10 protein-coding genes and 2 pseudogenes are annotated in these 10,101 nt (G+C 47.7%); 3 read left to right on the top strand and 9 right to left on the bottom strand.

Features of this window, described 5'->3' with window-relative positions:
• Nucleotides 1-121: 121 nt before the first annotated feature.
• The 9 genes and pseudogenes from H3001_RS17945 to H3001_RS17905 all read right to left on the bottom strand — a co-directional run.
• Nucleotides 122-334: pseudogene (locus H3001_RS17945) on the bottom strand (DUF4141 domain-containing protein); the annotation flags it as partial.
• A complete protein-coding gene (locus H3001_RS17940; RefSeq protein WP_004294975.1) occupies nt 331-690 on the bottom strand; it encodes a DUF3876 domain-containing protein in 360 nt (119 codons plus the stop codon). The gene H3001_RS17940 and the pseudogene H3001_RS17945, both read right to left, overlap by 4 nt.
• 43 nt (nt 691-733) lie before the next feature.
• Nucleotides 734-1,348, bottom strand: a complete 615-nt coding sequence (locus tag H3001_RS17935; protein WP_118308672.1) for a hypothetical protein — start codon at nt 1,346-1,348, stop codon at nt 734-736.
• A 5-nt stretch (nt 1,349-1,353) separates the two neighbouring features.
• The gene (locus H3001_RS17930; RefSeq protein ID WP_118308671.1) at nt 1,354-3,873 is read right to left on the bottom strand and encodes a TraG family conjugative transposon ATPase; all 2,520 of its coding nucleotides are present in this window, start codon (nt 3,871-3,873) and stop codon (nt 1,354-1,356) included.
• Complete coding sequence (locus H3001_RS17925) at nt 3,870-4,193, bottom strand: DUF4133 domain-containing protein (protein ID WP_005776857.1); 324 nt, start codon at nt 4,191-4,193, stop codon at nt 3,870-3,872. The genes H3001_RS17930 and H3001_RS17925 overlap by 4 nt, the downstream gene beginning before the upstream one ends.
• Nucleotides 4,194-4,196: 3 nt before the next feature.
• Nucleotides 4,197-4,493, bottom strand: a complete 297-nt coding sequence (locus tag H3001_RS17920) for a DUF4134 domain-containing protein (protein WP_007843736.1) — start codon at nt 4,491-4,493, stop codon at nt 4,197-4,199.
• 184 nt (nt 4,494-4,677) lie between these two features.
• A complete protein-coding gene (locus H3001_RS17915) occupies nt 4,678-5,337 on the bottom strand; it encodes a DUF4122 family protein (RefSeq protein ID WP_118308670.1) in 660 nt (219 codons plus the stop codon).
• Nucleotide 5,338: 1 nt separating this feature from the next.
• The gene (locus H3001_RS17910; protein ID WP_118308669.1) at nt 5,339-5,776 is read right to left on the bottom strand and encodes a DUF3408 domain-containing protein; all 438 of its coding nucleotides are present in this window, start codon (nt 5,774-5,776) and stop codon (nt 5,339-5,341) included.
• Nucleotides 5,777-5,781: 5 nt separating this feature from the next.
• A complete protein-coding gene (locus tag H3001_RS17905) occupies nt 5,782-6,534 on the bottom strand; it encodes a ParA family protein (protein WP_118308668.1) in 753 nt (250 codons plus the stop codon).
• 719 nt (nt 6,535-7,253) lie between these two features.
• Between H3001_RS17905 and mobA the strand changes: the two genes are divergently transcribed.
• The 3 genes and pseudogenes from mobA to H3001_RS17890 form a co-directional block, all read left to right on the top strand.
• Complete coding sequence (gene mobA / locus H3001_RS17900; protein WP_032584188.1) at nt 7,254-7,676, top strand: conjugal transfer protein MobA; 423 nt, start codon at nt 7,254-7,256, stop codon at nt 7,674-7,676.
• Nucleotides 7,661-8,923, top strand: a complete 1,263-nt coding sequence (mobB, locus tag H3001_RS17895; protein ID WP_118308666.1) for a conjugal transfer protein MobB — start codon at nt 7,661-7,663, stop codon at nt 8,921-8,923. Before mobA ends, mobB begins: the two co-directional genes overlap by 16 nt.
• A 62-nt stretch (nt 8,924-8,985) precedes the next feature.
• Nucleotides 8,986-9,975 (top strand): annotated as a pseudogene (locus tag H3001_RS17890) (YWFCY domain-containing protein); the annotation flags it as partial.
• Nucleotides 9,976-10,101: the final 126 nt, after the last annotated feature.

Below are 10,101 nucleotides of genomic sequence, written 5' to 3'. Positions count from 1 at the left end.
GTGCTATACTCCCTGCCGTCCTTTCGTGGGCAGATAAGCTGGTGATGATAGGTAAATATTGGAACACTTACCTAATAGCTTGCCAATGCTACATTTATTATATCGCCTATACGGGCGCACCATCATAGTATTTCTTGTACTGCTGGTATATCTTCACCGTCTCCGCAAAATTCTGGGCGGTACTTGTCGCGGTTGAAGAGGTATGCACGATATTGTCCGACATGTTGATGATACTCTGGGCAAGGTTTCCCGGATCGGTCACCACCCACTGTGCCCGTATCTGTCCGGCAAGAAAAAAGGTTCCTGCACAAAGCAGCAGCAGTCTTTTTCTCATGGACGTACCTCCTTCCTTACATAGTCACCGTTCGGAGAAAAGGTCAATACGTCAGCCGCCTCATTGTAGGCGATGTCTATGCGGTAGCCGGTATTGATGAACAGGTTACCGTTTTCTTCCACCAGCAGATAGGTTTCCGGCTTCAGCTTCCGTGTCTTTCCGCTGCGGGCGAAGACCGTCACCTTGTAGGCGTCCCCTTCCTTATATATAAGGACATCGGGCTTGCCTTCCACACTGCTCCATGAACCGCACAGGCGGTCACAGTCCTTAAACCTGCTCTCACTGCAGCTCTGCAGCAGCAGTGATGCCGCCCCGATCAGGCAGGCGGCCAGTCTGTACAACTGTCTGTTTTTCATGTCTTGTCTTTTTTAATGATGTTGTCTTGTTTTACTAAATTTTTCAAAGCCCCATCTTGCGTCTTTTGGGCTTCGGACTGACCGGGATGCGGGCTTTTCCGGACAGCCTTTCTTTACAGGCTGGCTGCCGGCATTCCTTGCGGATAGCGTTGTCGTCCTTTTTGTTTGGGGACTTCAGGCCGACCATGGTTTCAAACCTGGCATAAAGTTCCTTATAGGCCTTTTCTGCCTGTTGCCGTTTGATTTCATCCGGGGAATTCCGGTCAATGCCGTATTTCATGAGAAAACCGGAATTAATGAAAGGGCTGTCAATATTCTTCGGGTTGGCGATGAAACCTCCCAGCTTTTCCAGTTCCCCGTACAGCTTGTCGAGATACTGTACGGGAGGAGGGGAACAAAGCCGCTCGAAGACCTTCTCCACAGCATGTGTCAGTCTTACATCGACCTCCACGGCATCAGGTATCTCGCCTCTGAGCCTTCTTTCCCTGTAATCTTCCGGTTCCATACTTTCAAGCCGGTGGTACAGTTCATAGTCCTCTGAAAATCCGTAATGTTCACGGATCTCCTTCGGTATGTCCCATCCGTTCATCAGGGACCAGTAGAGACATTCGATTGTCTCCTTACGCTTTCTTTCATCCGATTCAAAACTGTCATTCATAACCGTTATGCTTTACCGTTTGACCTTTTCCTTTCCCTTCTCATTTCCGCAATGCGTTTCACGGCCAGTTCCAGATTTCCGCCCAGTTCCTTAGCCAGCTTCTGCAATTCCAGCTTTTCCGACTCTTCCGTGGTATATACGGCATATTCCTCATCGCTGACTTCCGTGGCATACACGGCCGACTGGGTACCGCCAAGACCGATCCAGACCTCACGGTAGAAACGTCCGGGATGGTTGGCCTGGTTAATGGACAGGATCTGTCCGCGTTCCTTGTCGGTAAGTCCGAGAAGCCGCTGGATATGGTCGAACTTGTTCATGTATTTCCGCTGGTCAAGAAGAATCTTGCAGTCACTGTTGTTGATGATAGCTTCCTTCACGACAGGGGAACTGATAATGTCATCCACTTCCTGGGTGACCACGACAGCCTCCCCGAAATATTTTCTGACGGTCTTAAAGAGATACTTTATGTACTCACTCATATTGGCGGACATCAGGGCTTTCCAGCATTCCTCAATGAGTATCATCTTGCGGATGCCTTTCAAACGGCGCATCTTGGCGATGAAGGTTTCCATGATTATCAGCGTGACCACGGGCAGAAGTACCTTGTTTCCGCTGATATTGTCCAGTTCAAATACGATAAAGCGCTTGTTGGTAAGATCCAGTTCCTTGTCCGAATTAAGCAGGAAATCATAATCACCGCCACGGTAGAACGGTTCCAGCACGTTCAGGAAACCGTCAATGTCAAAATCCTTCTCACGGACTTTCTTCTCCTCAATCATCCGGCGGTAGTCATCACGCACAAACTCATAGAATCCGTTGAAATCGGGTCTGACATCCCTGTTTTCCGTTATCCTGCGGATGTATGCGTTCACCGCTCCCGAAAGGGCCACTTCTTCCGAACGCCTTGGGGCTTCATCCTCACGTTTCCAGAGTGTGAGTATCAGTGTCTTGATGCTTTCACGCTTTTCAACGTCAAATTCCCCGGAATCCGTATAGAACGGATTGAAGGCGATGGGATTGTCCTCCTCATAGGTGATATAGATACCGTCCTCGCCATGTGTCCGGTCATGAATCAGGCTGCAAAGTCCCTGATAGCTGTTTCCGGTATCCACCAGCAGGATATGGGTACCCTGTTCATAATACTGGCGGACAAGGTGGTTCGTAAAGAAGGATTTACCGCTGCCGGAGGGACCGAGTATGAACTTGTTGCGGTTGGTGATGATTCCCTTGCGCATGGGCAGGTCACTGATGTCCAGATGAAGCGGTACGCCGCTCTGCCTGTCCGTCATACGGATACCGAACGGGCTGGGCGAACTGCGGTAATTCGTTTCCGAAGCAAACAGGCAGACAGCCTGTTCCAGAAAGGTATAGAAACTTTCCTCAGCCGGAAAATCGCCCGCATTGCCTGGAATACCAGACCAGTACAGCACCGGGGTATCTATCGTGTTGTAATGGGGTACGCATCCCATCAGGGCAAGCTGGCTGCCGGTATCGTTCTTGATACGCCTTAACTCTTCCTCGTCTTCCGCCCAGGCCAGTACGTTACAGTGGCACCGAACCGGAACAAGCCCTTTCGTATGCGCCTCGTCCAGATACATTTCTGCCCATTCATAGTTCACGGCATTGCTGCGGCTGTATTTCGACAGGGACAGCATGTTGCGTGAAGTCTTTTCCATGCGTTGCAGGATTTCCTGCGCGTCATCGATGAACACGTACTGCGAATAGACATGGTTGCATGAAAGCAGAAGTCCTACCGGAGCCGCAAACGAAAGACGGCAGTCGCTACGGTCAGTGGACAAGCGCTCATAACGCATGTCCGTGCCCACACTGCCGGGAAGGTCTTCCGTATCGGAAAGCACATGCAGGCAAAGACGTTTGTCACCGATGCGCATACGTTCCGGATCAAGGCAGATGTCCTGTAATACGGGGTGCGTGTCCTCCATACCGAGAGTCAGGTATCTTTCAATCAGCCCGGGACATTCTTCCGTTCCGATAACCTCTTCAGTTCTAAGACGCTTCATCCTGACATGCCCCGAATCGTTCATGATACGCTCGAACTGCTCCACCGCCTCCAGAAATTTCACGACCGAATCCCAGTCCATGATTTCCTTGGGAAGGATATAGCCGCGGCACAGGGTACTGAAATCACTGCGGCGGCGGGCACGTTCGCGTGTAGTCTTTGTCAGATACAGGAAGCAGCGGTGTCTGAGATACGGGCGTTCGTTGAAATGACGCTCATAGCTGCGGGACAGGAAACTTTCCGTCCCGTCTCCTTCGCTCCGGTAGTTTTCCTTGACGAACCAGTCCTGCTTGTACACGACCGAATAATTGGGAAGCACCTTCATGGCCTTTACCCAGGTACCGTGAATGGCTTCGTATTCCGTCGCCGTCACCGTGTACAGTTCAGGCAGCTCGACCTCGAAGGCTACCGTAATGTCCGCATCCTTGCTTACGATGCAGTTGTTTTCCACGGCCAGAATCGGGAATCTGTCTTCCAGATCACAGGCCTTCAATACACTTCTCATTTCTTTCTCTTCTTTTTGGTTAATGCTCTGAATATTCTGCGACGGGCTGACAAATAGCGCGGATGGCGTTTTTCGGCCAGCATCTTCATCAGCCCGTGCTCACCGTAGCGGGCATTCATGCGGAAGGTCAGCCATACGGCCAGGGTACCGGATACCGCCCCGAAAGACAGACATACCAGCTGGCTGACACCGGCCATATACAGGACAACCACCGCAAGAAAGACCGATACAAGGCCTCCGGCAAAAAAGAACAGGTACTGTGATTTCAAGCCCTTGAACTCAATCGGACGGCCTGCTCCTTTGTTTATACGGTAATCCATGGCTTACAGGAAGAAGGAACGGAGAATGGTGGCGGCCACAATCAGGAAGATGCAGGCGAAGAACCAGCTTGCCGCAGTCTTGGACGTATCCGGGTCACCGCTGCTGAACTTGCCATACGTCTTGATACCGCCGACCAGACCGAGTACGGCTCCGATGGCATAACACAATTTGGTGGCCGGATCGAAATACGAAGTCATAAGGCTGGTAGCCTCATTGATGCCGGCAAGACCCTGTCCCTGTGCGAAGGCACCTGCCGCTGCCAGCACACACAATACTGAAAATAGGATTCTTCTCTTCATTGTCGAATCATTTTGGAGTTTGACATAAATGTTGAATTCGACTGCAAATATATAAGGCTTAAACCGCTGTGATACAACACCGTCATCAGGTGTCACCAGATGTCATCAGATGTCATTCAGGAAGCCTTACAGACATAAAAAAAGCATCCCGAAAAGATTTCCGGGATGCCTGAATATATCGGTGTCAGATATATTTCCGCCAGTTGTCAGACGGTTCATTCCCATCCTTTACTTTAAGCGGTTTGGGATTGCCGTCCTCATCAAGAAACCTGTCTATCAGTTCCTCTACAATCGCGGAATTTTCCATATTGGAAAGGAACACATCAATCAGGCTGGTTTGCCTGATGGAGAACAGGACACGAGCTGCCTGCATGGCCTTCTCATGGTCGGCTTCATCCTGATGTGTCAGATATTCGCCGAGTACTTCCATGTCCCTGCTGGACAGAACAGGTGATACGGATTCCACTTCGGGAGACTCCGCATCAAGGTCTTCCTGGACTTCCTGCAGGAGTTTCATCTTTTCCAGCTGAAGGTTGCATTCCACGTCTTCCTGCTGCACGTCCTCCTCTTCACCGATAAAATTCCTTTCAAGTGGCTGGCTCATGAAGGGAGCGGCAGTCTTCCCGGCATTCTCGTCCAGATAGACATAACGGGTACTTCCCATCACTTCTGCATCTGAAACTGCAGATTCCGTTCCAGCAGCTTCTTTCTTTTCCTTTTGTGAAACAGGTTTCGCATAAAGCAAAGTACAAATAATTTCAATATGTTTTCTCCAGCCATACACGCAGTACAACAAATAACTTATACAGACAATTCGTACACAGAGGTATATTAATTCTTCCATATCAGAATGGTTCTTGGGTTTTACGGCGAAACAGCTCGCCGAGCTCTTTACTGTAAGTCTCAAGATGGTGTGCCAACACATTATCTAAAAAAGCAGGCACACTCATGTCATCACTTAAAAGAGGAAGGATACGTGCCAGCTTGCAATACATATCATAGCTGATATAGGTTTGTTTCCGGTGTACCGACTTTCTTTTGTCCAAAAACAATTCCCTATACATCTCCACCTTCTTTTCTAATCCAGGGTCAGCACGTATCGTTTTGCGGGACTTTTCCTGTTCCAGTTTCTCTACTTCCGCCACATTTTTCCCTTTTTCTGCAGCAGAAACAACATTTCCACCGACATCGCCCCCATACTTGCCACAGGAGATGGATTCACTGGCCATCATGTCCTTTAGGACATCCTCATCCACTTTGAATATTTCTCTTTTCTTTGCCATAGTTCTTATCCCGGAAATATGATACGTTCCATCTCCTGAGCAAACGCTTCAAGGCGGCTGTCTTTCAATAATGATTCGGAAGGAGGAAGAAGAGTACAGCGGAAATGCTGCCTGGAAGAAGGTGTCATTTCCTTGTTGAAGCGTTCAAGATCCGGAAGTACGGTTTCAAAGACCTTCAAACCCATACGGAGCACTATTGCATTATACATTACATACAGTTCCTTGGAAGTACGGCTGTCCATACGGTTCCAGAATAAACGTATGTCCTTTAGGGGAGCTTCCGGATGCTGTCCGATAAAATCCTGAACGGTCGATACAAAGGAAAGGCTGCTCTGCATGACCATACGGTCTTTTACAATGGGAGTGAAAATAAAATCCATGTTCATGACGGACTCGAATACACCACGGGAGTTCACCGTTCCGGGAAGATCGAAGAATATCAGGTCATAATCACCTTCCAATTTGCCGGGAATCTCTGCGGCTGACTCCGGCGTGGAAGTAACAATCGGATAGGCCTTTCGGGAACCGTCCTCAAACTGGCGGCAGAAAAGCCGTTGGTGATACTCGCTTTTCTCAAGGTTCTTCAAATCTCTTCCCCTTAGTTTTTCCAGACTGAACTGGGGATAGTCACAGTCAACGACAGCAACTTTCAGACCTCTTACATAATTGAAATAACTGGCAAGTACTACTGTTACCGTGGACTTACCCACACCGCCTTTCTGATTACTGAAGGCGACAAGAATCGGACGCTTGTTCATACTTTCTTTGTTTTGGGGTTAATATTCAGATTCATTTTCAGATATTGCATTCTTATAATTATACAGTATCACACTAATGTATCCTTATGTCATTATTTCCCTATAATGACATAGCATAGCAACAATGCATTTTTACATTAAAGCATTAATCTACTGACATTATATGATAGGATTATAATGAGAGGACATTACAAGAACATAATACTACATAAACACATTCACATATTGTTATAACATTATGTTGTTATGTTATCATATCAATATTTCAACACATTATTGCCATGTTATAACATGGTTTCCTTACAATCACATCTTATTATCGCAACACTTTGTTACAATAAAATCTATGTCAAAAATAAGGTCTTTCAATCATACAGGTAATATGTAACTGATACCATGACATCAGATGTCATCAGACGTCGTTACATGTCATACAATCCACTATTTCACAACTGTTTACACGGCCATAATTTTGCAAAGTCAGAACCGATAGACGGCTTGCAACATCTTCTGACGGACAGCAGCACGCCGCTCACGTCGCGCAGCAATCCGCCGGAGGTGGATTCTCTGTTCAAACGAACAGAGCAAGTTGTGTTTTTGTACGACAGAAAGTTTTCTGCCATACAAAAACCAACTTGCCCTCCCTCACGGTCAGGGGATTTTCCTCCAAAGTCGGAAAATCTGACGGAGAAAGCAATATAACCCAAAAGCAGAAAAGCATGGAGAAAAAACAGGCAAGAAGGACAGGCAGAAAACCAAAGACTGATCCGGCGGACTACAAGTACAATTTCCGTCTGAACGCGCAGGAAAAAAGCAGATTTGAAAAACTGTTTCTGGAATCCGGAGCAAGGGACAGGACAATCTTTATCAAGAAATCAATCTTTTCAGAACAGCTGAAGGTAATCAAGGTGGACAAAGTTTCCATGGACTATTACATTCGGCTCGGGGAATTTTACAGACAATTCCAGGCAATAGGCAACAACTATAATCAGGTCGTAAGGGCCGTACAGAAAAATTTCGGGGACAAAAGAGCGATGTCCCTGCTTTACAAACTTGAAAAGGCTACCCTGGAACTGATACTGCTCAACAAGCAGATTATGGCATTAACCAAAGAATATGAACAGAAATGGTTGCAAAGATAAGTCACGGGACAAGCCTTTACGGGGCACTGTCCTATAACCATGAAAAGGTATTTCAGGGAACGGCGGAAATCCTGTCAGGACATCGGATGATTTCTGACCGCCCGGGACTGCCGAGCGAGGACATACGTCTGGCTCTCCTTTCATTTGAAAACCATATGACGGCAAACAGGAGGACAGACAAGCCGGTTCTGCATATCGCCCTCAGTCCGGCACCGGAAGACAGGCTGGACAATGACAGGCTGGCGGAACTGGCAGAAAAATACATGCAGAAAATGGGATATGGTGACCAGCCGTTCATCGTGTACAGACATGGAGATACCTGCAACACGCACGTACATATCGTGAGTGTATGCATTGACGATGAAGGAAGGAAAATCAATGACTCCTATGAGCACCGCCGTTCAATGACAGCCTGCCGGGAACTGGAACATGAATTCGGACTGCGTAACAGTGCGGATACGGAAAGACGGAATCCGAAAGCGGAACTGAAAAAGGTGGATGTCTCACAGGGGAATATACGCCATCAGATAGGAAACACACTGAAGGCCGTACTGGAAAGCTACCGTTTCCAGACTTTCGGAGAGTATTCCGCACTGCTTTCCACACTGAACATTGAAGCCCGCCAGGTTCGGGGCGAATACAAGGGAACACCCTATACGGGTATCATCTATTCGGCTACAGATGATAGTGGGAAAGTGGTCAGCCCTCCGATAAAAAGTGCAAGGTTCGGCAAGCGTTTCGGAAATACGGGACTGTCCGAACGTATGTTACGGCATACACAGGACTTCAAGGAAGGCAGATGGGCTCCTGCCATATCCGGCAAGGTCGTATGGGCCATGCGTAACGCAAAATCGGAACAGGAATTCAGGGAACTGCTGAAACAGGAGCACATTGATGTGGTATTCCGAAGGAACGATACCGGACGTATCTACGGTGTCACATTCATAGACCATGAACGTCGTGAGGCATTCAACGGTTCACGTATGGGAAAGGAGTTTTCCGCCAACGTATTCAACGGCCTTGTCAACTGGTGGGAAGGAATACCCTGGCAGGACAGACAACAGTCCGGTCCGGAGGAACTTTGGAAACGGTACGGTCACCGTATGGAAGAAAACAGTGCGCTTGAACAGGCGTCAGGCATTTTCTCCTTTGAGGCAAATCCGGCAGTCGATTACGAGGAAGAAGCGTTCCGTCGCCGCATGAAACGGAAAAAGAAACCGCAGAAGCGCAAATCACGCGGTATCTGATCAATCAATATGAGTCAACAACAGAGGGAACAACGGATTCCCCCACAATCATCTACATCATTATGCAACAGGAAGACGATTTGAGAGCCCTTGCCAAGATTATGGAATTCGGCAGGGCAGTCAGTATTTTTATTCTGGTAGTCCACGTTTATGTGTACTGCTATCCCAGTATGAGTGCCTGGCATCTGAATCTGGATGTCATAGACCGGATACTGATGAACTTTGACAGGACAACCGGTATATTCAGCTGTATCCTTTGGACAAAACTGATGGCAGTTCTTCTGCTGGCCATATCCTGTATGGGTACTATCGGAGTCAAGAGTGAGAAGATTACATGGCAGCGTATATGGGCGGTACTTACTGCCGGGGCGGTTCTGTTTTTCATGAACTGGTGGCTGCTTGACATGCCTTTTCCGCACGAAGCGATTACTGCCCTGTATGTAGTGACACTCGCAGCCGGTTATCTATGCCTGCTCATGTCAGGACTGTGGATCAGCAGACTTTACAGGTATAACCTTATGGAGGACGTATTTAATATGGAAAACGAATCCTTCATGCAGGAAACAAGGCTGATGGAGAATGAATATTCGGTCAATCTACCCACCAGATTCCAGTATGGCGGCAAGCTCAACGACGGCTGGATCAACGTGGTCAATCCTTTCCGCGCGACCATCGTATTGGGAACACCGGGATCCGGTAAATCATATGCAGTGGTAAACAACTACATCAAACAGATGATATCCAAAGGTTTCAGTGTCTATATCTATGATTATAAATTTGATGACCTTTCCACCATTGCCTACAATACCTTATTGCACAATATGGACAAATACAAGGTAAAGCCGCATTTTTACGTCATCAACTTCGATGATCCGCACCGCTCACACCGCTGCAATCCCATCAATCCGGAGTTCATGACAGACATCTCTGACGCATACGAAGCAAGCTATACCATCATGTTAAATTTGAACAAAACCTGGATTGAAAAACAGGGTGACTTCTTTGTAGAGTCTCCGATTATCCTGCTGGCAGCTATAATCTGGTATTTGAAGTGCGCCCATAAGGCGGTGTAATAAATATCTATTTAGCAATAGATTAGGTTAGAGTTCTATGAAAATAAGACCTACTGTCATCCGACTTATCCCAGAGGGAAACCCGAGGGGGAGTGCAGCATGTCG

Source organism: Phocaeicola faecicola (assembly GCF_013618865.1).
GTDB lineage: Bacteria > Bacteroidota > Bacteroidia > Bacteroidales > Bacteroidaceae > Phocaeicola > Phocaeicola faecicola.
This window is presented reverse-complemented; position numbering and strand designations above follow the sequence as displayed.

What these genes read in the sequence shown, in the direction of transcription:
- H3001_RS17940 (WP_004294975.1), bottom strand. Translation starts at nt 690, where the DNA reads ATGAAAAACAGACAGTTGTACAGACTGGCCGCCTGCCTGATCGGGGCG.
- H3001_RS17935 (WP_118308672.1), bottom strand. Translation starts at nt 1,348, where the DNA reads ATGAATGACAGTTTTGAATCGGATGAAAGAAAGCGTAAGGAGACAATC.
- H3001_RS17930 (WP_118308671.1), bottom strand. Translation starts at nt 3,873, where the DNA reads ATGAGAAGTGTATTGAAGGCCTGTGATCTGGAAGACAGATTCCCGATT.
- H3001_RS17925 (WP_005776857.1), bottom strand. Translation starts at nt 4,193, where the DNA reads ATGGATTACCGTATAAACAAAGGAGCAGGCCGTCCGATTGAGTTCAAG.
- H3001_RS17920 (WP_007843736.1), bottom strand. Translation starts at nt 4,493, where the DNA reads ATGAAGAGAAGAATCCTATTTTCAGTATTGTGTGTGCTGGCAGCGGCA.
- H3001_RS17915 (WP_118308670.1), bottom strand. Translation starts at nt 5,337, where the DNA reads ATGGAAGAATTAATATACCTCTGTGTACGAATTGTCTGTATAAGTTAT.
- H3001_RS17910 (WP_118308669.1), bottom strand. Translation starts at nt 5,776, where the DNA reads ATGGCAAAGAAAAGAGAAATATTCAAAGTGGATGAGGATGTCCTAAAG.
- H3001_RS17905 (WP_118308668.1), bottom strand. Translation starts at nt 6,534, where the DNA reads ATGAACAAGCGTCCGATTCTTGTCGCCTTCAGTAATCAGAAAGGCGGT.
- mobA (WP_032584188.1), top strand. Translation starts at nt 7,254, where the DNA reads ATGGAGAAAAAACAGGCAAGAAGGACAGGCAGAAAACCAAAGACTGAT.
- mobB (WP_118308666.1), top strand. Translation starts at nt 7,661, where the DNA reads ATGGTTGCAAAGATAAGTCACGGGACAAGCCTTTACGGGGCACTGTCC.